Source organism: Providencia sp. PROV004 (assembly GCF_011045615.1).
GTDB lineage: Bacteria > Pseudomonadota > Gammaproteobacteria > Enterobacterales > Enterobacteriaceae > Providencia > Providencia rettgeri.
On sequence record NZ_CP042859.1, the window covers coordinates 3,640,685 to 3,662,696 of the forward strand.

The 22,012-nt window shown below is 44.2% G+C and carries 25 protein-coding genes; 8 read left to right on the forward strand and 17 right to left on the reverse strand.

The features are described 5' to 3' along the window. Positions 1-142: 142 nt before the first annotated feature. Genes FVA69_RS16600 through FVA69_RS16620 form a run of 5 tightly spaced genes read right to left on the reverse strand, consistent with a single transcriptional unit; the run spans position 143 to position 4,150 of the window. Positions 143-913: a class I SAM-dependent methyltransferase gene (locus FVA69_RS16600; protein WP_109911760.1), complete on the reverse strand. Its 771-nt coding sequence runs from the start codon at positions 911-913 to the stop codon at positions 143-145. Positions 914-926: 13 nt separating this feature from the next. Beyond that, positions 927-1,277: a cupin domain-containing protein gene (locus FVA69_RS16605; RefSeq protein WP_004908515.1), complete on the reverse strand. Its 351-nt coding sequence runs from the start codon at positions 1,275-1,277 to the stop codon at positions 927-929. Positions 1,278-1,312: 35 nt separating this feature from the next. Beyond that, positions 1,313-2,053, reverse strand: coding sequence for an ABC transporter ATP-binding protein (locus FVA69_RS16610; protein ID WP_123382283.1), 741 nt, complete (start codon positions 2,051-2,053; stop codon positions 1,313-1,315). Beyond that, complete coding sequence (locus FVA69_RS16615; protein ID WP_109911758.1) at positions 2,050-3,069, reverse strand: FecCD family ABC transporter permease; 1,020 nt, start codon at positions 3,067-3,069, stop codon at positions 2,050-2,052. Before FVA69_RS16615 ends, FVA69_RS16610 begins: the two co-directional genes overlap by 4 nt. Then, positions 3,062-4,150 carry an ABC transporter substrate-binding protein gene (locus tag FVA69_RS16620; protein ID WP_164529115.1) on the reverse strand — a complete coding sequence of 363 codons (1,089 nt, stop codon included), beginning with the start codon at positions 4,148-4,150 and terminating at the stop codon, positions 3,062-3,064. The genes FVA69_RS16615 and FVA69_RS16620 overlap by 8 nt, the downstream gene beginning before the upstream one ends. Before the next feature lie 95 nt (positions 4,151-4,245). Between FVA69_RS16620 and FVA69_RS16625 the strand changes: the two genes are divergently transcribed. After that, a complete protein-coding gene (locus tag FVA69_RS16625; RefSeq protein ID WP_109911756.1) occupies positions 4,246-4,962 on the forward strand; it encodes a Crp/Fnr family transcriptional regulator in 717 nt (238 codons plus the stop codon). 39 nt (positions 4,963-5,001) lie between these two features. Here FVA69_RS16625 and FVA69_RS16630 read toward each other — a convergent pair whose 3' ends face one another. From FVA69_RS16630 to FVA69_RS21425, 8 genes are all read right to left on the reverse strand, one after another. Next, positions 5,002-7,059, reverse strand: a complete 2,058-nt coding sequence (locus FVA69_RS16630; protein WP_164529116.1) for a TonB-dependent receptor family protein — start codon at positions 7,057-7,059, stop codon at positions 5,002-5,004. A 196-nt stretch (positions 7,060-7,255) separates the two neighbouring features. Further along, positions 7,256-7,855, reverse strand: a complete 600-nt coding sequence (locus tag FVA69_RS16635) for an ATP-binding cassette domain-containing protein (RefSeq protein WP_164529368.1) — start codon at positions 7,853-7,855, stop codon at positions 7,256-7,258. Positions 7,856-7,869: 14 nt separating this feature from the next. Then, positions 7,870-8,646 (reverse strand): ATP-binding cassette domain-containing protein, encoded by a 777-nt coding sequence (locus FVA69_RS16640; RefSeq protein WP_164529117.1) that lies wholly within the window; start codon positions 8,644-8,646, stop codon positions 7,870-7,872. Further along, on the reverse strand, positions 8,640-9,452 hold the full coding sequence (locus FVA69_RS16645) for an ABC transporter permease (protein ID WP_164529118.1): 813 nt from the start codon (positions 9,450-9,452) through the stop codon (positions 8,640-8,642). Before FVA69_RS16645 ends, FVA69_RS16640 begins: the two co-directional genes overlap by 7 nt. Further along, positions 9,449-10,417, reverse strand: a complete 969-nt coding sequence (locus tag FVA69_RS16650; protein WP_004908492.1) for an ABC transporter permease — start codon at positions 10,415-10,417, stop codon at positions 9,449-9,451. The genes FVA69_RS16645 and FVA69_RS16650 overlap by 4 nt, the downstream gene beginning before the upstream one ends. Continuing rightward, positions 10,417-11,970: an ABC transporter substrate-binding protein gene (locus FVA69_RS16655; RefSeq protein ID WP_226537898.1), complete on the reverse strand. Its 1,554-nt coding sequence runs from the start codon at positions 11,968-11,970 to the stop codon at positions 10,417-10,419. The genes FVA69_RS16650 and FVA69_RS16655 overlap by 1 nt, the downstream gene beginning before the upstream one ends. Positions 11,971-12,210: 240 nt before the next feature. Next, positions 12,211-12,687: a helix-turn-helix transcriptional regulator gene (locus FVA69_RS21420; RefSeq protein WP_238789257.1), complete on the reverse strand. Its 477-nt coding sequence runs from the start codon at positions 12,685-12,687 to the stop codon at positions 12,211-12,213. Beyond that, entirely contained in the window at positions 12,687-13,100 is a 414-nt protein-coding gene (locus FVA69_RS21425) for a hypothetical protein (protein ID WP_241254166.1), read from the reverse strand. Before FVA69_RS21425 ends, FVA69_RS21420 begins: the two co-directional genes overlap by 1 nt. Positions 13,101-13,514: 414 nt before the next feature. On the opposite strand from FVA69_RS21425, the gene FVA69_RS16665 reads away from it, so the two are divergent. The 7 genes from FVA69_RS16665 to ureG are packed head-to-tail and all read left to right on the forward strand — an operon-like array spanning position 13,515 to position 18,527. After that, positions 13,515-14,351 carry an urease accessory protein UreD gene (locus tag FVA69_RS16665; protein WP_117162538.1) on the forward strand — a complete coding sequence of 279 codons (837 nt, stop codon included), beginning with the start codon at positions 13,515-13,517 and terminating at the stop codon, positions 14,349-14,351. 20 nt (positions 14,352-14,371) lie between these two features. Beyond that, positions 14,372-14,674 (forward strand): urease subunit gamma, encoded by a 303-nt coding sequence (locus FVA69_RS16670; RefSeq protein ID WP_004908484.1) that lies wholly within the window; start codon positions 14,372-14,374, stop codon positions 14,672-14,674. An 8-nt stretch (positions 14,675-14,682) separates the two neighbouring features. Continuing rightward, entirely contained in the window at positions 14,683-15,006 is a 324-nt protein-coding gene (locus FVA69_RS16675; protein ID WP_004908481.1) for an urease subunit beta, read from the forward strand. Between the two features lie 2 nt (positions 15,007-15,008). Further along, entirely contained in the window at positions 15,009-16,712 is a 1,704-nt protein-coding gene (ureC, locus tag FVA69_RS16680) for an urease subunit alpha (RefSeq protein WP_117162539.1), read from the forward strand. A gap of 23 nt (positions 16,713-16,735) precedes the next feature. Continuing rightward, on the forward strand, positions 16,736-17,212 hold the full coding sequence (gene ureE, locus FVA69_RS16685) for an urease accessory protein UreE (protein WP_109911748.1): 477 nt from the start codon (positions 16,736-16,738) through the stop codon (positions 17,210-17,212). Positions 17,213-17,233: 21 nt separating this feature from the next. Next, a complete protein-coding gene (locus tag FVA69_RS16690; protein ID WP_109911747.1) occupies positions 17,234-17,899 on the forward strand; it encodes an urease accessory protein UreF in 666 nt (221 codons plus the stop codon). Positions 17,900-17,909: 10 nt separating this feature from the next. Next, on the forward strand, positions 17,910-18,527 hold the full coding sequence (ureG, locus tag FVA69_RS16695) for an urease accessory protein UreG (RefSeq protein WP_004908472.1): 618 nt from the start codon (positions 17,910-17,912) through the stop codon (positions 18,525-18,527). A 44-nt stretch (positions 18,528-18,571) separates the two neighbouring features. Here ureG and hypE read toward each other — a convergent pair whose 3' ends face one another. From hypE to hypB, 4 genes are read right to left on the reverse strand one after another with little or no spacing between them, the layout of a single operon-like run. Beyond that, entirely contained in the window at positions 18,572-19,597 is a 1,026-nt protein-coding gene (hypE, locus tag FVA69_RS16700) for a hydrogenase expression/formation protein HypE (RefSeq protein ID WP_164529120.1), read from the reverse strand. Beyond that, entirely contained in the window at positions 19,598-20,710 is a 1,113-nt protein-coding gene (gene hypD / locus FVA69_RS16705; RefSeq protein WP_164529121.1) for a hydrogenase formation protein HypD, read from the reverse strand. It abuts the gene before it with no gap. Next, entirely contained in the window at positions 20,694-20,990 is a 297-nt protein-coding gene (hybG, locus tag FVA69_RS16710; protein WP_004908461.1) for a hydrogenase maturation factor HybG, read from the reverse strand. Before hybG ends, hypD begins: the two co-directional genes overlap by 17 nt. Beyond that, positions 20,981-21,985 (reverse strand): hydrogenase nickel incorporation protein HypB, encoded by a 1,005-nt coding sequence (gene hypB, locus FVA69_RS16715; protein ID WP_164529122.1) that lies wholly within the window; start codon positions 21,983-21,985, stop codon positions 20,981-20,983. Before hypB ends, hybG begins: the two co-directional genes overlap by 10 nt. Between the last annotated feature and the right edge of the window lie 27 nt (positions 21,986-22,012).

Consider the following 22,012-nt stretch of genomic DNA (forward strand, 5'->3'; position numbering starts at 1 on the left):
ATTATTTTATCAAATAATTATTATCAACAGTAACTAAGAATCAAGATAAATATAAGAATTATTATTATTAGCAATATAAAATATAAGGTTATTCAACATAAAAATACAAATCACGCATCCCTGCGTAAGATCTTCCTATAGGTTACTTCACGCTAACGACTGCAATATAATTCAATTTTCCACGATTTTGCCGAAAATGACGGAACATACGCAAAAATTGAGGACGGTTTTCTTTCTTCAATGCATTGCGGATAATCTTTAGCGCACCGAATACACCTTCATCGTAAATTAACCCTTTTGGCGATAATAGCGTCATTGGGCCAGTATGGGATACCACTTGCTGAAAGCCCACTTGTTGGAATAATTCCACCCACTGTGTTTCCGGTAATGGTTGCGCTTTGACATTAATCGCTTGTTGCATTTGAGAAACGACATTTTGGACAGCTTGGGCATCCTTAAATGCAATATCATGGGTTAATAAACATCCGCCTGGCTTTAGTACTCGATAGTACTCCTGCAATAGCTTTGCTTTCGCTTTATCAGCGTACATGGTTAGCATGGCTTCATTAATGACCACATCAAAACTGTTATCCTCAAACGGTAATTTCGATGCATCTGCCATTTGAATTGTCACTAATTCTGTTAACCCTTTATTCGCAACGTTTTTTTGTGCTTGTGCAAGCGCCTGTTTGTCCATATCAATACCTGTAATATGGCAATGAAATTGAGAGGCAATTTCAATAGCTGTGGTTCCCATATTACACGCAACTTCAAGAACTTGGCTGTTCTTATGTAATCCTGATTGGCTAAGTAACCACTCGGTTGCTTCTTTCCCTCCTGGGCGTAGGCGTTTTTTCCCCAAACGAGCTAGAAATTTGTGCCCTGCTTCATGGGCAGTAAATGATTGGTCCATTTGCACCTCCAAGTTAGTGTGTACAAGCCATTTCAGGCTCACGTAACATAACTAACAGCATTTTTGCGGGTTCAAGTGCATCTACCGCATGAGGGATATTAGCCGGCATTCTGACAATTTCCCCAGGTTTAGCCGTCACTGGCTTACCTTCGATGGTGAGTTGTAAACTCCCTTCAACAACCATCACAATGGCGTCAAAAGGGGCGCTGTGTTCAGAGAGCGCTTGGCCTTTATCAAAAGCAAATAAGGTGATATTCCCCCCACCATTTTTCGCTAATACACGGCTTGCAATACCTTGTTCGGTATAATTAATTAACTGATTGATAATCAGCGCTTCTGCGGGTGTTATTGTGTTATTGCTCATCGTTTATATTCCTTAATTTAATCATTTTCATTCAGTTATCTAAATAGCGGAATGACCCCTTGGGTCTGCCGGCCTTGATAGTCTATTGGCGTAATTGCAACAGGTAATTGGTACAGTTGTGTCAGGTTTTCTTCCGTTAAAATTTGTTCAGTTTCACCAAATAAACAGCCGCTACTGTTAAACAGCAATAATGAATAGTCAGCGATATGCAGCGCATGCTGTGGATAATGACTCGTAAATAAGATGGTCATTCCGCGATGTATGGCTAAATCACGTAAAACGCTGAGCACACTGTCTTGGTTGGCAAGATCCAACGCGGATGTCGGTTCATCCAGAATCAAAATTTTTGGTTCACTGGCTAATGCTCTCGCAATCATAACCATTTGTTTTTCCCCTCCACTGAGACAGTTAAAGGGTTGGCCCGCAAAATTACTTATGCCTAAGTACGCTAAACACCGCTCTACAATTTGGTTATCTTTTTCATTGGGTGAGGCATACCACGGCAAGTGACGAATACGCCCGAGACTCACCATGGTGCGAACAGAATAATGAAATAGTGAACCACTAAGCTGTGGAACATAAGCGACGGGGGCATTTAGTGAAATATTGCCAGTGGCTCCTTTTTGTAAACCGAGCAAGAGTTTTAATAAGGTGGTTTTTCCACGGCCATTCGGCCCTAAAATCGCGCCAATGCTGCCTTTGGGCTGCTGAAAAGTTAAATTCGTAAATAACTGGCGCTGTGCAATTTTGAAATTAAGGTGTTCAACTTGGATCATAAATCGGCCACCTTTTTATTTAATGTATGGATCAGTAGTGCAAAAATGGGGGCACCGATTAGTGCGGTGATCACACTTAATGGAATTTCCGCATTCGTCATACTGCGGGCAAAGGTGTCGACAGCTACCATATAAATCCCACCAATAACTGCACTAGCGGGCAGTAATATCCGGTGATCATGTCCTACCACTAGCCGTGCAATATGCGGAACAATCAGCCCTACCCAGCCGATGGTGCCGGATACCGCCACTGTCGCACTAGTGATCAAAGTCACGCTGAGTAACACGGCCCAACGGGTTCTATTAATTTTCATCCCTAAGGCTTGTGCATTTTCTTCCCCTAAGGAGAGCACATTGATACGAAAACGCAGTGCAAAAATGACTAAAACACAGACCATAACAACAGGAAAAACAATATTAAGTTTAAGATAAGACGCACTGGCAAAGCTGCCCATAAGCCAAAAAACAATGGTTTGCAAAGTATTATTAGGGTCTGCAAAATAGGTAATTAACGAAATTAATGCAGCAAAAAAAGCATTAATAATCACCCCCGCAAGGATTAACATTAATAGCTGGCTGCCTTGGCGATTCAAGCCGAGTAAAAAAACTAGCACGATAGCTAACAACCCACCGACAAAAGCCAATGAAATGGTGATCAACAAAGAAGAAAATAACAAAATAGCTAGCGCGCCACCCAATGCGGCTCCAGATGAGACGCCAATAATTTGCGGCCCAACTAATGGGTTACGGAAAATGCCTTGCAAAGCCGCCCCCGCAACCGCCAACCCAGCCCCTGCTGTACCTGCTATCAGAACTCGTGGTAAGCGCACATTTAACACGACATTTTGTTCCGTACGACTATAGTTCCCCATCATCTCGTTACCCAAAATGGTGTCATAGAGAATATGCCAAACCGCAGAAAACGAAACCGGGTAGCGGCCACAACTTAGTGCCAAAACAAACGTCAACAATAGGCAAATGGCGAAAACGAGCCAAAGATATTGGGGCTTACGCATGCGGTTTCCCCATTAAAGAGATGTAGTGCTGGCTATTTTTGTTCATCTCCATTTGCAAAATGCCGTCAATTTGCTCATCAGACACGTCATAGCCATAAAGTTGCTGATATCTCAGGCGAATTTCCTCACGCAATGGCATTTTCATCGTTTCTGGATGAAAAATCATTGATAACCATTGCCAATACAGCGGTGTTTCTTGGTTTGGTGCATCCCAGATAAAACCACCAATAGGAAGCTTATATACGCGCTGGTTTTTCACTGCAGTGACTTCGCTTAACATGGGATTGCGATAAACGTCAGCTGGCGATAACCCCTCTTCGAAATTACCCAATAGAATAATGTCAGGGTCCCAAACAAGAATTTGCTCAATATTGAGCGTTCTTGGCCCAGTGAGGTCGCGGTTTAAACTCACTCCACCCGCCAATGCAAAATCCGCGTTGTTGTGTGATGTTGAGCCAAATGTTTGAATACTCTGGTTAAAATGGGAGAGATACAGAACACGAGGCTGCTGCGCTTCTGGTATTTCAGCGGTAGTTGCTGAGAGTGTATCGACAACTTCTTGGCGCCACTGGATCATCTTCTGTGCTTTATCATTGTGGCCAAGTGTTTGTCCCATTAGGCGAACCCACTCTTGCGTATAGCGTTCTTGCCCATAATCTAACGTAGCAACAGTCAGCCCTGCATCACGCATAGGGGAAATAATATCATCCCCTCGATGACCCCATTGCCATACCAGATCGGGCTCCACATTAAGCAATGCTTCAATATTTGGTGTAAAGTTGTTACCTACGACATTTGAATTCACCTGTAAAACAGAAGAAAACATTTGGCTTAACATGCCATCTCGCGCAGCAACCTTTGCAAAAGGATGCATTCCAACTAATTTTTCACTGCTTTCATCCATACCAACTAACATCGAAGCGGCAGGGATTGGGATCACGACAATACGTTTTGCAGGGGCTGACAAATGAATTTTATCCCCTGACATATCTGTGAAATCAACGGCTTGTGATGCATATACGTTGCCCATCCCCCACAAGGTCAGAAAAACGTCGATGAGTCTAAAAGCATTATTTATCATAGGGTTATTCAGCTCTCTGCTAAGATCTCAATTGATAATGTGTATGATTATCATTTATACTTATGCCATTCTAAGACGGCGTAAGAGGATGACCTATGACATTTGTCAAAAACGTTTTCCCCCATACACAATCACTCAATGCCATAAAATCGTGCTTACTGTTTAATGGGATAGAAGATGAAAAACTGGCATTACTGCTGGAAAATTGTGGCCATATTCGCTTTAAAAGTGGTGAAATCCTGAACCATGAAGGAGAACCATTTAAGCATTGCCCTTTGATGATAAGCGGGCAAATCGAGGTGTATCGCCACACTTATTTGGGCGAGGAAAAAATTTTTGGTTTATTTTGCACAGGGGAAATTGTTGCCATCGCAGCCGTTTTTATGCCACATAACCGCTATCCTATGAGTTTACGGGCAAAAACCGACGGTGAAGCCTTGCTACTCGATAAACGTGATATTTTACGGCTTTGCCATGCCTGCCCACAAATTATGGAAAAGCTACTCATGCGTTTTAGTAGCAAACTGTATGAAAACATTAACCATATTGATTGGCTAACTTCAAGTTCTGCTGAACAACGCTTGGCTGCTTATATTCTTGATTTAAAACATAAACAACTAACTTCAGATATTGTTTTACCTTTATCTCGGGGCCAGCTCGCCGCTAAATTAGGCATACGCTACGAAACACTCAGCCGGTTGGTTTCAGGGTGGCGGCAAAAAGGGTTTATTGATATCGAGAAAGACACTGTGCATATCCATAATGAAAACTACTTAACGCAATTATCTATTTCTGCACAGCGCCCATTTTAACAACCACGCATTAACCAATATTAATGCGTTTATTTATTATTAAAAATTATAGGTTACGCCACCATTCACATTAAACCCCATACCGGGGAATAAAGTGCTGTCTTTTGCTGTGACGGTTTGGTTGGCAACCGATGTTGTTGCATAGCGCTCATCGGTTAAATTATCCATCGATAAATACACAGACCACTGCTCTGTAGGCTTATAACTACCTTTCAGCCCCAGTACGGCATAATGTTTACGTTTTTGAATATCAAGGTTGTTTTGGTGGTCAACTGCCATATCCGTAGGTGCCCAATGAATATTAGGCCCAACACTCCAATCCCCAATTTCATATAACACCTCGGCAGCAACAATATTACGTGGAATACCCGCGATATAGTTGCCATTATATTCACCGCCCATGAAACGGAAATCATTATAAGTCCAAGAAACTCGGTAATTGATATCCCCCGGACCTGCGCCAACACGTCCTGTAAGCCCAGCTTCTAAGCCTTGATGGCGAGTTTTCGCGGCATAATTAAACACACCAACGACAGTTCCTGCACTGTCATAAGTGGTAATATACTCATCTTTAATTTGGCTACGGTACAGCGCAAGGCTCCATTTCAACCCATCGGTGACATCGCCTTCTCCCCCAATTTCATAAGTAATGGCTTTTTGTGGTGAGAGTTTCGTCAATTTTCCATTGCTGGAGTTAATAATTTCCCAAAATGTTGCAGGTTCTTCACTCGCACTGATATTAGCAAAGTAACGCTGGCTTTCCGTTGGTCGCCAAATCACTCCCGCTTTTGGTGTCCAAAATGTCCAACTTTGGTCTAACGACAAATGACTCTGTCGTTTTTCTACATCACGGCGCGCATGTGTGCCTTTCACATCTAAATTAACGGTCACTGTTGGCGTAATATGTAAGTCTACCCCAACACTGCCGTAGAGGTTTTCAGCTCGGCCATCATATTTACCTATTTTTGTTTTGTCTGCGGGTGTCCCTTTACGATTTTGCATTAATTCAGTCTGCAAGGTCATTTGGTCCCATGCAAGAGCTGTACGATATGTCACGGGCTCAGTTTCAATATTATAGGTAAATTGCATCCCTTCACTGTGGCTGCGGCTAAACCGGTAGTAAGCGGGAGTAGTAAAATTATCATGAGTACGAATGTGCCAAACTCCTGCACCAATTGCTTGGTTATCCACTTGCCAGTCAGAGCGGTTAGCCACTCGGAATTGCTCAACATTACGGTGAGGATCACGCAACCAAACCATTGGGTACACCTCTGTTGGGTTATTATTTAATACCTCTTCAGAAACTGGCCCCGCAACGTCAAAGCGCAAATCTGTCCAACTCAGCCAAGTTCGGTTTTCAAAGTTATCAGTCACATAACCAAAGTTGCTGCGTAACGTTTTACGTTGGGAAGCAGAGTGTTTGCGATAACCATCAAAATGGTCATAAGTGAAATTAATACGCCCATCAAATAACCCATCATCAGAAACACCACCGAAGGCAGTTTGTAGCCCTTCGCGCCCATGGGAGCCGTACTCATAACGTAGGCGCCCTTGCTCACTTCGGCCAGTGTAAGAGAGCACATCCAATTCACCGCCCAAGCTGTTACTTTGTGGGTTAAGGCTATTTGCGCCGCGGCGTACGCTCACCATCCGCGCATCACGCATTTCTAAGGTACTGATGTGAAAACTGCCGTCTGCATCCGTTGCGGGTAAGCCATCTTGCAGCAGCAATACACCACGAGCAAGCGGTGCACTTTGCACGCCAGAGCCGCGAATATTTAAACGCGGCTGGTCAATCCCCCCAAAGAAATTTTGGATAACCAACCCAGGCTGGTAATCCAAGGCGTCTTGTAAGGTAGCAAGGCGAGTTTCTTTTTCGATAACAACTAAATTGGTTCCACCAGCTACTTTTTCAAGTTTATCTTTTTCTTGCTGTTCACTCGGTGACAAACGGCTTTGGCCTGTTGAAGACGTGACGACCAGTTTGTCTGGTGTGCCTGCTGGTGCGGCGAACCCAATTGGTGTCGTCAAAGTTCCTATGCCTAAAGTGAGTGCAATACAATGCGCCAATTGGTGCCGTTTTAAACGATAAGGCATATATTCACCCCAATAATAGTAATGGTTATCATTTTCATTTGAGGCATTTAAAATAGAGGATGGGTATAGATATCCCTATGACATTTGTCAAAAATGCCTAGAGTGAACTTCATTTTCAGGCTAATCACACATGTAATTAACCAAAAGAGCAGTTTGAATTACTGAGGCTATCAAAGTATTAATAGCCCATTTTATTTCATAGTAGTGAATTCGCAGTCCAAATACGACTACACACTTTCTCTAATAACGCTTTATTATGGCTAAAAATAATCATCGCCAATGGCCGCTCTTCCGATAATCTCACTAACAACTGCCAAATCTCTTTTTGCAAATTGGCGTCTAACTGTGCGGTGATTTCATCAGCAATCAAAATTTTCGTTCGCGGGTCAAGTGCTCGCAATAAGGCGATACGAGCAAGCTCACCACCGGATAACTCACTGGGAAGCCTTTCTAGCCATGCAGGTTTAATCGAAAAATACGCTAACCAGTGAGAGTCTGGCTGCCAAGCATCAAATACACTCGCACCGACCTTACGGTATGGGTTAAAACTTTTCTCTGGATGCTGAGGGACTAATTGAACCGGACAATAACCATATCGAGGCAATGGTTGGCCTTCAAATAGAATGGTTCCTTGGGATGCCTTTTGCCACTGAGCTAACACTCGGCCTAACGTAGTTTTACCAAAACCACTGGGCGCAGATATTCCAAGGCGTTCACCGCTAGCCAGTGACAAACTAAAGTCATCCCACAGCCGTTGCCCACCTTGATCAATACATAAATTATTTACTTGTAAAATAGGTTCAGTAATACTCATTTACTTGCCATAAATTGATGTTCAGGTAACGCATTCCACAACGATTGTAGCCATTTTCCACCACCGCCTTGTTGCAGTTGTTGGCTGCTTAGCACTTCTTCCAACTCTCCGTTACGTAATAAGGCGATGCGGTCAGCAAAACGCACAGCCATGGATAAATCATGGGTGACCCATAAAACACCTCGGCCAACGTGACACAGTGATTTTATATTTTCGAGCAGTTGCATCGCATGGTCGTCATCCAACCATGATGAGATTTCATCCGCTAAAATATATTGTGCGCGGGAAAGTGTCGCACTGCTGGCGAGTACCCGTTTTGCCATTCCACCGGATAACTGGTTTGGGTAGCTATACACTAGTGAGCTTTGCAAATTATATTGCTGTAAGTGCCGTGCAACATCGTGCATTTTAATATGCTGCCCACTTAACACTGCGGCACGTTCTAATTGTGGGCCGATACGAATTAGCGGATTAAGCGCGCTAACCCCTTGAGGAATATAGCATAATGCATTACCACGGTGCTGAGCTTTGTTTTGTTCCGTCAGCCTTTTACCATTAAGGTGAATACCGCCACGACAGCGCATATTATGGGGAAGTAACCCCAAAACACTCTGTAATAACAAGCTCTTACCTTCCCCGCTCCCACCTACGAGTGCAACCATCTCACCGGGCTGAATATCTAAGGAAATTCCTTGTAGTAACGGAGCCCAACGTTTACGCCCTAACCAACGAAACTGCGCGACATCTACGGTGAGATTATCAAAACTCAACATACGCCCCCCTTCAACCATAGCTGCTGCAAGGCTTTAGCAAATTGGTCAAATAATAACACTAATCCGACTAATGCAACGCCTGGGAAAACCACCAGCCACCAAGCACCTGTGCTGAGGTAGCGCAATGCATCAGATAATAAAATACCCAGTGAGGGTTCATGGGGCGACAAACCAAAACCTAAGAAACTTAATGCCGCACTGTGTAAAACCGCATGGGGAAACATTAACAACGTTCCTACCATCCATTGCGGCAAAATCATGGGTAAATAATGATAACGCCAACGATAAAACGCACTGTTACCAATACGTTGAGATAACATAATGTAATCTGACTGACTAACTCGTTGTAACTCCGAACGTAAAATTAAGGCTAATTTTGGCCAATGTGTCAGTGCAACGGCCCAAATCACCCCCATTTTTCCACCACCCAGCGTAAAACAAATCAATACCAGTAATAAAAGATGCGGCAATGCCAACATAGCATCAATAATGCCACGCACCACGTAGTCCATAACTTTGCTTATTGAAGATAACCCCGCCATGACAAGAGCAATGGAACCACTGGTAATGGCAGCCATAAGGCCAATTTGCAAACTTGTTGCCACACCTTGAAAGGTTCTGGCAAATAAATCACGCCCTAAATTATCTGTACCAAATAGATGCGTCCACGAAGGTGGCAAGCGCCTATCGAGTAAATTCATTTCAATATCATTAAGGGAGAGGCCAAACGCATAAATACTAACGATGACCAATAAAAGTAATGAGAAAGCTAACTTAAATAAGGCGCGATTAGGGTTATAGGTCATGATCCTCTCATCACTCCCTTATTCACTTTTTTTAGCAGGCTGTCTGCTACCGTATTGCTTAAAAATATTAGCGTAGCGCATAACATGACGATCCCCATCAACAAGGGAATATCTCCACGTAGCCCCGCATCTATCGTTGCCTGACCTAAGCCTGGATAGGCAAATACTTTTTCAGCTAGCAATGCCCCACTCAATAATTCACCTACAGAAGCAAACTGCAAACAAATTGCGGGGGTGATGGCATGTTTCAACACGTGGAAACCCATCATTGACCAGCCATTATCCCCTTGAGCCCGTGCGTAATGAATAAATTCACTGCTCATCACCTCAACAACTTTGGCTCGTGTATGCAATGCGATATTACCCACGCCTAGCATACCCAACGCAATTACAGGCAAAATTAGGTGATGAAGTTTCTGTGAAAAAGTTGCCGTTTGCTCATCCAAGCCTATCGGCCAAGCGCAGCATATTGGAGCCCATTGTAATGTCACCGCGAACAAAGACAGCAACAGCAAACCGACCCAAAAAACAGGAATTGAAGCAAGTAAATAGCATAATGTTGAGATAAGTTTGTCTGGCCAGCGGTTTAAATAACGCCCAGCGACTAACCCTAGCGCAAAACCCACAATACCAGAAAACAACCAAGCACAAATAAGCAATGCTAAAGAAGGCACAAGGCGGTCTGCAATCACTTGAATTACAGGGGTATTATAGAGCATGGAATAGCCCAAATCCCCCTGTAATACTTGTGAAAACCAACGCCAGAACTGTACCCATAAAGGCTGATCAAGCCCCCATCGCGCAGCAATTAGCGCATATTGCTCAGGAGGCACGTGCAGTAAGTCATTGCCAATATAGGCTTTTATTGGGTCGATAGGCGAGTAACTCAGCAGGATAAAAATCCCCGCTGCCGTTACGGTTAATAAACCAAAAAATCGCAATAAAAGCCCAAGTGCGGTTCGCATTACTGACAGGTCCACGCCCATTCATCGACATTATTTAACACCGACCAAGATCCGTGAATTTCAGGAGCACTGGTACCTAAATCAACACAATTATTCAGTAAATAAATATGTTGTAGGTTCATCAACCAAGCCCACGGAGCATCACCTTTAATACCAACTCCCGTGCTACCGTTCCAATCTACTTGTTGCCATAACGGAATCGCTGCGTCTTGGTCAGCTTGCGCTAACGCTTTTTCGATTAACTCATCAACGACTGCATTTTTATAATAACCAGGGTTATAAAAGCCAACACCTGCTGCTTTGCTGCTGTAATTATGGACAATTTCCATCGGGTCTAAGCTTCCCCAACCAAAAAGTGTTGGGTTAGCATGCATGTGTAGCTCAACGGTTTCCCAGCTCCCCGATTTTAAATCCATCTCGATACCAATCGGTTTTAAGCTTGAACGGATTGCCTGCGCAAGGTCACGACGTGTGGTATCACCACTGGCATACCATAATGTCAGTTTTGCCACTTTGCCATTTTTCTCACGTAAGCCCTCTTTATTCAGCTTCCATCCCGCATCTTCTAAAATGGATTTCGCTTTTTCAAGATCACCATCTTTAAAAGCGGAGTCTGGGCTATTCCATGGCAGCCCTGCAACGCCGGTATAAGCCGGTACGGCAAAGCCTTCCAACACGGATTCCGCTAATAGTTTACGGTCAAGAGCATAGTTAATGGCTTTACGGACAGCAACATCTGAAGTGATGTCGTTACCGATAGGGTTACCTTGAGCATCTTTCTCACCGGCAGGTGGAATTGGGAAAGAAATGCCGCGGTTTTCCACGCTATAGCGCTCAACCAATTTCATGTTTTTCACATTATTAGCATTCGCCGCTACCGCAGCAGGGATACGAACAATTTCCAGTTGATTGCTTTGTGCCGCCGCAAAGGCCGCATCTTCATCAAGGAAAACAAAGACCATTTTACCAAAGTCATTTTTTGGCCCTGCATAATACGGATTTTGCTCGACAATCAGTTGCTGCCCCGGCTGGAATGCAACTAAACGATAAGGGCCTGCGCCAATTGGGTTATGTGCATAGGTTTTCGCATCATATTTATCGGCACAAACAATCCCTAACGAACCAAGTACATTAATAAAGGTACTTTGTGGGGAAGATAAGGTGATTTTTACGGTGAGTGGGTCAATTTCCTCTGCTTTGGCAAAATTCCCCATGTCCACCTTACCGCCACTTGCCGCAGCATTGTTATAGGTAAATACAACATCTTTTGCCGTTAACGGTGAGCCATCGGAAAATTTTAAGCCTTTTTTCAGCTTGAGTGTCCACTGTTTACCATCTGCATTATGTTGATAACTTTCAAGCATATAGCTATGCCATGAAAGGTCAGCCTTTTGTTTCAGTAATGGGCTATGCAACAGTAGGTAGCTGCCGTGGCTCCACCCGAGCATGGGGTCAAAACCCTCTGTTGGCTCTGAGCCAATCGCTAAACGTAAAGTTTGTGATTGAGCCGGTTCTGCCGCCTGTGCTTGCAGTGTGAGCCCCATAAAGCACATTGCGGCAACGATATTTTTAATCATACATCCCTCTATAGACAGATTTTATTTTTTATTTCATATAATTAATGACGTTATTTTCATTAATGTCGCTATTGGTGAGATATTCACTATGTGTAGAGTAACCAATATGAGTTATATTAAATTTAACGCCCTGATTGCTAGGCGCTACATCAATAGAACAGCGAATTTATTCGAGAAACCGTCAAAATTAAGCCGTTATTTGACTTACCTTAACAACTACTCATCAATTTCTTTGTCAAATTCAATTGGGTTAGAGTGCAAGGACAAATTGGTAATAAAATTCGGGTCGTTCGACTGCCTTGATTGCAACCGAAATTGAGAAGGCGTCATATTGTATTTTCGCTTAAATACATCGCAAAAATAGGCATTACTGCCAAAACCGCAACGATGACTAATTTGAAAAACAGAATAATTCGAAAATGTTAAATAATTCAACGCCATTCCCATTCGAACATCTAGCAGTAATTGACGAAATGACACCCCTTCACGGTTCAAATGGCGACGCAAAGTTGAAGGTGTCGTAAATAACGCTTTCGCGACATCGTCTAAATGCCATTTTTTTTGCGGTTCTTGGGTTATCAAATGGGTAATTGCTTGGTTTTTCGGTTCATCATAATTAAAACGAAACAGGTTAAGAATATCGATACCTTCTTGATATACCGCCATTAAAATAAAATATAGGCTCTGTTTCATTAACAATGCTTCTTGGGATTCACTCTGTTTTTTAATGGTAAGCATTGTTTTAATAAACTAAAGTTATCTCTCACCGTTTCCGGGGGAGAAACATGGTAAATGGGTTGGTGGCTAGTCAGTGGCGCACCCGACTTCATCAATGTTTTTAGTAATAAAAATACCGATTGTAATTCTTCTTCTGACATCGACAAGGTGTGTAATTCAAGCGGCTGATTCACGGTGTTACACACAATATTGCAAGAAACTTGGCTATATTTAGGAATAATTAAGGTGACATCGGTTTCAATTTCAATGGATTGACCGTTGATCACGACATTTCCTTTCGCGCCAGTTAACATGGCTATCATCGCGTTTTCAATATAAAACGCTTTTAACACCATTTGGCTTTCCGAAAGAAAGAATTTATATTCCATAATCTCTATAAACTGCAGTTAATGTCAGAATGACTTCCCAAGAAAAGGGATTGTTGAATAGATATAAAGCCACGTAGCAAAAGCATATCAACCCCATATCAGTGCGGATGAGAATATAGTCCCGTTACGCTGAAATCGCAATATAGATATACGCTCATTTTTTACTGTTATTTTGATGGTTGTTATATTTTCTAAATAAAATGCTGTTTAATTGAAAGGCAATTTTCGATATAAGGTGTAGAATCGCGCGGCAGACACATGCAGCCAACAACACTGCATAATAATAATGATTTTGGTATTCACTCACACCCTACCCTACTTGCATTAGCTTTTACATCATAAATACCCAATTTTTGCTGGGGTATAGCTAAACATGTTCGCGTATTTTTAGTTGACTGAGTTGCAGGAGAAAGTATGTCTGATTTTTCAGGATCAGGCTGGTTAGCTGAAATTTTTTTACGATATGAACTAAAACGTGGCGTCACCCGCTTAACGGACAAACAACATATCGGCCCTTTAATGGTTCAGCGGCCATTCTACCCCGAGCAAGGAATTGCACACACGTATTTACTTCATCCACCCGGTGGCGTTGTCGGGGGGGATAAACTCCTTATCAATATTGATGTTCAACCACATGCCCATGCGTTATTGACCACGCCTGGTGCAACAAAATTTTATCGTAGTGCGGGCGGCGTTGCACGACAACTACAAAGCTTAACCGTCGCGCCCAATGGGTTCTTAGAATGGTTACCTCAAGAAAATATTTTTTTCCCTGAGGCTCAAGTTCGCTTAGAAACTCATGTTCGAATCGCAAGTTCATCAAAATTTATCGGCTGGGAAATCCAATGTTTAGGCCGACCCGTATTAAACGAGCAATTCGACAACGGTGATATTCGGGGCCGCTTGCAGTTTTATATTGATGACAAACTCACCTTGGCAGAATCCATATTTATCGAGGGTTCACAAAAACAGTCAGCCGTCATGCGTGAATTTCCTATGGTAGGTTCCTTGTATATCTACCCCGCCAGCGATGAATTAAAAGCTGAACTTCACGAGAGTTTGGCCGTGTTTTTCTCTACGGAAGTGAGGCCGCTTGAGTATGGACTGACTGATGTAGACGGTATTTTAGTATTGCGGTTATTAGGTTCTCAAACCGAGCCCATGATGGCTTGCTTCGCCCATATTTGGCAGGCAACAAGACAATACTGGTTAGGTTATTACCCTGATCCGCCGCGTATTTGGGCAACTTAAACGTTTTTTAGGAGCAAAAAATGGAATTAACCCCCAGAGAAAAAGATAAATTATTGCTTTTTACGGCAGGCCTCGTTGCTGAAAGGCGTTTAGCCCGTGGATTAAAGCTCAATTACCCTGAGGCGGTCGCATTGATCAGTTGTGCGATTATGGAAGGCGCCCGTGATGGCAAGACGGTTGCCCAATTAATGAGCGAAGGCCGAACCGTGTTAACCGCAGAGCAGGTAATGGAAGGCGTGCCAGAAATGATCAAAGACATTCAAGTGGAATGTACATTTCCTGATGGCACAAAACTGGTTTCTATTCACGACCCGATTGTATAGGTAACAACATGATCCCCGGTGAAATTAAAGTCAACCACGCTTTAGGCGATATCGAACTCAATGCAGGTCGAGAAACCCAAACAATACAAGTTGCCAACCATGGTGACCGCCCGATTCAAATTGGCTCTCACTATCATTTTTATGAAGTCAACGACGCCCTAAAATTTGAGCGCGTAGGCACACTGGGTTTTCGTTTGAATATCCCAGCGGGTATGGCGGTGCGTTTTGAACCTGGACAAAGTCGTACTGTTGAGCTCGTCGCTTTTAGTGGCAAACGAGAAATTTATGGTTTCCATGGCAAAGTCATGGGCAAGTTAGAGAGTGAGAATTAATAATGAAAACAATCTCTCGTCAAGCGTATGCGGATATGTTTGGTCCCACAACCGGTGACCGCTTGCGCTTAGCTGATACAGAATTATTTCTAGAGATCGAAAAAGATTTCACCACCTATGGTGAAGAGGTCAAATTTGGTGGCGGTAAAGTTATTCGTGACGGCATGGGTCAAAGCCAAGTCACCAGTGACCAGTGTGTCGATGTGTTAATCACTAATGCCATTATTTTAGACCACTGGGGCATTGTTAAAGCGGATATCGGAATTAAAAACGGCCGTATTGCGGGGATTGGTAAAGCAGGCAACCCCGATGTTCAACCCAATGTTGATATCGTTATCGGCCCCGGCACAGAAGTGGTTGCTGGTGAAGGTAAAATTATCACCGCGGGTGGCGTTGATACTCACATTCATTTTATTTGCCCACAACAGGCAGAAGAAGGTCTGGTTTCCGGTGTTACCACCTTTATAGGCGGTGGAACTGGCCCTGTGGCGGGTACTAATGCCACGACCGTCACCCCCGGTATTTGGAATATGTACCGCATGTTAGAAGCCGTTGATGAACTGCCGATCAACGTCGGGCTATTTGGTAAAGGCTGTGTCAGTCAGCCCGAAGCGATTCGCGAACAGATCGAAGCGGGCGCAATAGGCTTAAAAATTCACGAAGACTGGGGCGCTACCCCAATGGCTATTCACAACTGCTTGAATGTGGCCGATGAAATGGATGTGCAAGTGGCTATCCATTCAGATACGCTAAATGAAGGTGGTTTTTATGAAGAAACCGTGAAAGCTATTGCAGGGCGAGTGATCCACGTATTCCATACTGAAGGTGCTGGCGGTGGCCATGCCCCTGACGTCATCAAATCCGTTGGGGAACCGAATATTCTGCCAGCGTCGACCAATCCAACGATGCCATACACCATCAATACCGTTGATGAGCATTTGGATATGTTAATGGTATGCCACCACTTAGACCCATCGATTCCAGAAGATGTGGCTTTTGCTGAGTCTCGAATTCGCCGTGAAACCATTGCTGCGGAGGATATTTTACACGATATGGGTGCAATTTCTGTGATGTCTTCAGACTCACAAGCCATGGGACGCGTTGGCGAAGTGATTACTCGTACTTGGCAATGCGCTCATAAAATGAAATTACAGCGTGGGACGTTAGAAGGCGACACTCTCGATAGCGACAATAACCGTATCAAACGCTATGTGGCGAAATATACCATTAACCCCGCTATCGCCCACGGTATCGCCCATGAAGTCGGTTCGGTAGAAATCGGCAAATTAGCTGATATCGTGTTATGGGACCCTGCATTTTTTGGTATCAAACCCGCCCTTATCATGAAAGGGGGAATGGTCGCCTATGCGCCAATGGGCGATATTAACGCGGCAATCCCGACGCCACAGCCAGTACATTACCGCCCGATGTTTGGGGCGTTAGGTAAAGCAAAATACCATACCTCGATGATTTTTATGTCAAAAGCCGGTATTGAAGCAGGTGTTCCTGAAAAATTAGGCCTACAGAGCAAAATTGGCCGGGTTGAAGGCTGTCGAAACATTAGCAAAACCTCAATGGTTCACAACAGTTATGTGCCGCACATCGAACTTGACCCACAAACTTATATTGTCAAAGCCGATGGCATCCCACTAGTGTGTGAACCAGCGACTGAGTTACCGATGGCACAACGTTACTTTTTATTCTGACCCCTAATTAAAAGAGCCTGAGAATGAAAAAATTTATTAAAGTGGTTGCTCCACAACCGCATTCACCAACCGCGTTAACCCTGTGCTTAACCATGGATGAGCGCACCAAAAGCCGTTTAAAAGTCACTTTAAGCGATGGGCAAGAAGCGGGGCTATTTTTGCCGCGCGGAACCATCCTGAAGGAAGGCGATGTTTTATCCACTGAAGACGGCGAGTTAGTCACCATCGAAGCCGCGAAAGAGCAAGTTTCTACGGTTTACAGTGATGACGCTCTGTTGCTTGCTCGCGTTTGCTATCACTTAGGTAACCGCCATGTTCCATTGCAAATTGAAGCGGGCTGGTGCCGTTATTTTCATGACCATGTGCTAGATGATATGGCCCGTGGATTAGGTGCTACCGTCAGTGTCGGTTTAGAAAAGTACCAACCAGAACCAGGGGCCTATGGCGGCTCATCAGGTGGTCATCACCACCATCACGGCCACGATGATCACCACCACTAATCGGGTTCAGGGAGTTTGCCTATGTTAGCAGATCTACGCTTATACCAGTTAGTTAGCCCTTCTTTACCTGTTGGGTCATTTACCTATTCACAAGGCCTAGAATGGGCGATTGAAAAAGGCTGGGTAACGACACCTGATACCCTTGCTGGCTGGCTAACCGCACAAATGACCCATGCGATTGCGACATTGGAACTCCCTGTTTTACGGCAAATTCATACTTCCCTTTCCCTTGGTGATATTGAAGCGGTGAAATATTGGTGTGAATTTATGATTGCCAGCCGTGAAACCAAAGAATTGCGTCAAGAAGAGCGGCAACGAGGAATTGCTTTTGCCCGACTACTTCCTCAGCTAGGTATTGAACTGGATGCTAACCTGCAAACCTGTGTGAAACAAACCCAGCTAATGGCTTTCGCTCTCGCCGCAGTAAATTGGCAGATTGACGTTGAAAAATTGTGCACCGCGTATGCATGGGGTTGGCTAGAAAACACGGTGATGTCCGGTGTTAAGCTTATCCCTTTAGGGCAAAGCGCAGGGCAAAATATTTTATTTACCCTTGCTGAGCGCATACCCGAAGTGGTTACGCAATCGGCAATCTGGCCAATAGACGATATTGGCAGTTTTACACCTGCACAAATTATTGCCAGTAGTCGGCATGAAACCCAATACACACGACTTTTTCGTTCATGAGAAAAATGCTATGCAAGAATATAATCAACCCTTAAGAATTGGTGTCGGTGGGCCAGTCGGCTCAGGAAAAACCGCATTATTAGAAGTGTTATGTAAAGCCATGCGCGACACTTACCAAATTGCCGTTGTCACTAATGATATTTACACCCAAGAAGATGCCAAAATTTTAACCCGTGCCGAAGCATTAGATGCAGATCGCATTATTGGTGTTGAAACTGGTGGCTGCCCTCATACCGCTATTCGTGAAGATGCATCAATGAATTTAGCGGCAGTTGAAGAGTTAGCCATGCGCCATAAAAACCTTGATATCGTGTTTGTGGAAAGCGGCGGCGATAACCTCAGCGCGACGTTTAGTCCAGAGCTGGCAGACTTAACTATTTATGTTATCGATGTTGCTGAAGGCGAAAAAATCCCACGTAAAGGCGGCCCGGGGATCACTCATTCCGATTTATTGGTGATTAACAAAATTGACCTTGCACCCTATGTCGGCGCCTCATTAGAAGTGATGGAAGCCGATACCGCAAGAATGCGCCCAGTAAAGCCCTATGTGTTTACTAACTTAAAGAAAAAAGTCGGCTTAGAAACCATTATCGAGTTTATTATCGATAAAGGTATGTTAAGACGTTAATAGATTTGAACGCCCTATAGGTTTTATCTATAGGGCATTTTCAATTAACAAATACGGGGTAAAGGCTCACTGTGGGGTAAATCTAATAACCTTGATGTACCGAAGATCCCAACCAATTTGACTTGTTTTTGCTCAGTCACACAACCAATCGTGGCTGCATCTTTCCCTAATGGGTGTTGGTGTAGTGCAGCAATCACCGCACTTTCCGCTTCAGGTTTCACCACAATCACTAATTTGCCTTCATTCGCAAAGTTTAACGGCTCTAAGCCCAATAGCTCACACACCCCCCTAACCGCAGAAGAGACAGGTAAATCGCCTTCATTAACAGCAATTCCACAGCCGCTAGCTTGGGCAAATTCATGTAGGATTGCCGTTACACCACCACGAGTTGCGTCTCGTAATGCCCGAACGCCGTCAATTTCACGTAGCGGTGCTATCAATGGCGTTAATACTGCACAATCACTGCAAAGCTCCGCTTCTAACCCAAGTTGTTCGCGTAGGTTTAAGATAGTGGCACCATGGTCACCCAACGTACCACTAACAATCACTTTATCCCCCGCTTGAATATGCTGAGCTCCCCACTGGATATTGCTCGGGATCACACCAATACCGGCCGTATTGATAAAAATTTTGTCTGCCGCCCCGCGCTGCACGACTTTGGTATCGCCGGTCACAATATCCACACCCGCAGCCGCTGCCGTTGCCGCCATGGATTCCACAATTGAGGTAAGTTCAGAAAGTGGAAAGCCTTCTTCCAAAATAAAACCGCAAGAAAGGTATTTGGGAATAGCACCACTGACTGCGACGTCATTCACTGTGCCGCAAACGGCTAATTTACCAATATTACCTCCGGGGAAAAAAATCGGGTCGATGACATAGCTATCGGTACTGAATGCCAAACGATCGCCTAATACGGTCATTTCCGACAATGCTAGCCGAGCTTGGTCTTCCCGCTCATTCAATGCTTGGTTTGCAAACGCCTGCAAAAATAACTGTTCAATTAATTGCTGCATCGCCTGCCCACCACTTCCATGAGCCATCGTCACTACATTGTTAGCATTACGACTCATTTATGCCTCCCGACGATATTGATAATAAGCTGCGCAAGCACCTTCAGAAGAAACCATCAATGCGCCAAAAGCAGTTTGTGGCGTACAACGACGCCCAAATAACGTACATTCGCTGGGCTTACAGCGCCCTGTTAAAACCTCACCACAGCGCGCTTGCGGGTCATCCGCCACTTTATGGAGCTGTACCTGAAAACGCCTCTCGGCATCAAAAAATTGATAAGCTTGGGTTAATTGAACCCCTGAACCTGCAATTTCCCCCAATCCGCGCCACTCACTGGTTTGTTTGAGTTCAAAAACTTCCTCTAGCGCCTTAAGTGCTAACAGGTTGCCTTCATTAGCCACAATGCGTTTATATTGGTTTTCTACCTCACAACGGCCATCGGCGATTTGGTCAATTAACATGGCTAATGACTGCAAAATATCTAGGGGTTCAAACCCTGTGACAACCAAAGGCTTATGGAAGTCTTCGGTAATAAACTGGTAGGGATGCGCGCCAATCACCATGCTCACGTGCCCTGGCGCTAAAAAACCGTCAATACGCACATCCGGTTGTTCAAGTAAGCTACGCAAGGTGGGAATAATCGTAATATGCTGGCAGAACACACTAAAATTGGCTAGTTGGCGGCGTTTTGCTTGCTGCAAGGTGATTGCGGTGCTCGGCATGGTGGTTTCAAAGCCTAAGCCAAAGAAAACCACTTGGCGATGGGGATGCTGCTCTGCTAATGCCAAAGCATCTAGCGGTGAATAAACGATGCGGACATCCGCCCCATTACGCTTGGCGTCAAGTAAAGAGCCCTTTTCGCCCGGCACTCGCATTGCATCACCATAAGTACAAAAGATAACCTCTGGGTGCTGTGCAATTTCAATACAGCCATCAATTCGTCCCATTGGTAAAACGCACACAGGGCAACCTGGCCCATGAACAAATTCAATTTCAGCGGGTAATAACTGGTCAATACCAAACTTAAAAATCGCGTGGGTATGGCCTCCACAGACTTCCATGAGCTGCAATGGACGTCGTTTCGCTTGAGGTATTTCATTCACCCGTTGATGAATATGCGCCAATAGCGCTTTTGCAAGAACAGGGTCGCGAAATTCATCGACGTACTGCATCTGTTGCTCCTGCATTTAAACCGCTAAAATCACCAACTTCATGGTCTAATTGACTCATCGCGGTTAAGGCATCCAAGGTAGATTGTGCTTCTTCTTCATTGATGATACTCATGGCAAACCCGACGTGCACCAATACCCATTGGCCTAATAAATCAGTGGTTTCGCCTTCACAAATTAGGCCAATATTAACATCGCGTTTTACACCACAAACATCCACTTGAGCGAGTTGGTGAATATCTTCACCAACTGCAACTATCTTGCCCGGAATACCTAAGCACATAGCTGTGTCTCCAACCATGCCAGCCATGCATCCATCCCTTCGCCACGTGTCGCAGACACTTGAATAACTTGGATATTGGGGTTCACCTGTTTGGCATTGGCAATACACGCATCGACATCAAAATTCAGGTATGGCAATAAATCAATTTTATTCAATAACATAATATCTGCTGCCGCAAACATATGTGGATATTTGAGAGGTTTATCTTCCCCTTCCGTGACCGACAGCACCGCCACTTTATGGCGCTCCCCTAAGTCAAAACTGGCAGGGCACACGAGGTTCCCAACATTTTCGATAAATAACAGGCTGTTATCTGATAAATCTAAACGTGCCGTTGCATCGTGTACCATTTGTGCATCTAAGTGACAGCCTTTTCCTGTATTCACTTGAATCGCAGGCACACCCGTTTCGCGGATCCGTTGTGCATCATTAGTGGTTTGTTGGTCACCTTCAATCACTGCACAATTGATTTTGTCACGTAGCCTTAATAAGGTTTCTGTGAGTAAGGTCGTTTTTCCAGAACCTGGGCTAGAAACGAGGTTCAATACCAAAATATTTTTCTGGTTAAAATCCTCGCGGTTATGTTCTGCCAGATGGTTATTTTTATCTAATACATCCATCTCAATTTGTAGCATGCGCTTTTGGCTGATCCCCGGTGCATGGGTACCCGCTTCACCGTGACCATAATCAAGGTCATGGTGTTCCCCAGCTGGTTTAAAACTCGCCTCTGCCGTTTGATAAATATGTTTATGCTTATGTTTGTGTTTATGCTTTTTAGATTTATTTTCAGCAGGTGCGGGTTCATATTGGTGATAATGGTTATGCACATCACCTTGATGATAGTAATGGTGATGAATAATCACTGTTTGCCCGTGAGATTCATGATCATGGTGGTGGTCATGATGGTCGTGATCGTGGTGGTGGTCGTGACCATGATGATGGTCATCCCCCTCAATTTTTCGCTCTCCCGATGCACATCCACAAGTACTACACATAAGTTTCACTCCCAACCGCTAAATTGT

Coding starts and splice junctions, on each gene's coding strand:
- FVA69_RS16650 (WP_004908492.1), bottom strand. CDS start 10,417: ATGCGAACCGCACTTGGGCTTTTATTGCGATTTTTTGGTTTATTAACC.
- FVA69_RS16655 (WP_226537898.1), bottom strand. CDS start 11,970: ATGTGCTTTATGGGGCTCACACTGCAAGCACAGGCGGCAGAACCGGCT.
- FVA69_RS16640 (WP_164529117.1), bottom strand. CDS start 8,646: ATGTTGAGTTTTGATAATCTCACCGTAGATGTCGCGCAGTTTCGTTGG.
- ureG (WP_004908472.1), top strand. CDS start 17,910: ATGCAAGAATATAATCAACCCTTAAGAATTGGTGTCGGTGGGCCAGTC.
- FVA69_RS16600 (WP_109911760.1), bottom strand. CDS start 913: ATGGACCAATCATTTACTGCCCATGAAGCAGGGCACAAATTTCTAGCT.
- ureC (WP_117162539.1), top strand. CDS start 15,009: ATGAAAACAATCTCTCGTCAAGCGTATGCGGATATGTTTGGTCCCACA.
- hypB (WP_164529122.1), bottom strand. CDS start 21,985: ATGTGTAGTACTTGTGGATGTGCATCGGGAGAGCGAAAAATTGAGGGG.
- FVA69_RS16620 (WP_164529115.1), bottom strand. CDS start 4,150: ATGATAAATAATGCTTTTAGACTCATCGACGTTTTTCTGACCTTGTGG.
- FVA69_RS21425 (WP_241254166.1), bottom strand. CDS start 13,100: ATGGAATATAAATTCTTTCTTTCGGAAAGCCAAATGGTGTTAAAAGCG.
- FVA69_RS16630 (WP_164529116.1), bottom strand. CDS start 7,059: ATGCCTTATCGTTTAAAACGGCACCAATTGGCGCATTGTATTGCACTC.
- FVA69_RS16670 (WP_004908484.1), top strand. CDS start 14,372: ATGGAATTAACCCCCAGAGAAAAAGATAAATTATTGCTTTTTACGGCA.
- FVA69_RS16690 (WP_109911747.1), top strand. CDS start 17,234: ATGTTAGCAGATCTACGCTTATACCAGTTAGTTAGCCCTTCTTTACCT.
- hybG (WP_004908461.1), bottom strand. CDS start 20,990: ATGTGCTTAGGTATTCCGGGCAAGATAGTTGCAGTTGGTGAAGATATT.
- FVA69_RS16625 (WP_109911756.1), top strand. CDS start 4,246: ATGACATTTGTCAAAAACGTTTTCCCCCATACACAATCACTCAATGCC.
- FVA69_RS16615 (WP_109911758.1), bottom strand. CDS start 3,069: ATGCGTAAGCCCCAATATCTTTGGCTCGTTTTCGCCATTTGCCTATTG.
- hypD (WP_164529121.1), bottom strand. CDS start 20,710: ATGCAGTACGTCGATGAATTTCGCGACCCTGTTCTTGCAAAAGCGCTA.
- FVA69_RS16610 (WP_123382283.1), bottom strand. CDS start 2,053: ATGATCCAAGTTGAACACCTTAATTTCAAAATTGCACAGCGCCAGTTA.
- FVA69_RS16675 (WP_004908481.1), top strand. CDS start 14,683: ATGATCCCCGGTGAAATTAAAGTCAACCACGCTTTAGGCGATATCGAA.
- ureE (WP_109911748.1), top strand. CDS start 16,736: ATGAAAAAATTTATTAAAGTGGTTGCTCCACAACCGCATTCACCAACC.
- hypE (WP_164529120.1), bottom strand. CDS start 19,597: ATGAGTCGTAATGCTAACAATGTAGTGACGATGGCTCATGGAAGTGGT.
- FVA69_RS21420 (WP_238789257.1), bottom strand. CDS start 12,687: ATGAAACAGAGCCTATATTTTATTTTAATGGCGGTATATCAAGAAGGT.
- FVA69_RS16605 (WP_004908515.1), bottom strand. CDS start 1,277: ATGAGCAATAACACAATAACACCCGCAGAAGCGCTGATTATCAATCAG.
- FVA69_RS16665 (WP_117162538.1), top strand. CDS start 13,515: ATGTCTGATTTTTCAGGATCAGGCTGGTTAGCTGAAATTTTTTTACGA.
- FVA69_RS16645 (WP_164529118.1), bottom strand. CDS start 9,452: ATGACCTATAACCCTAATCGCGCCTTATTTAAGTTAGCTTTCTCATTA.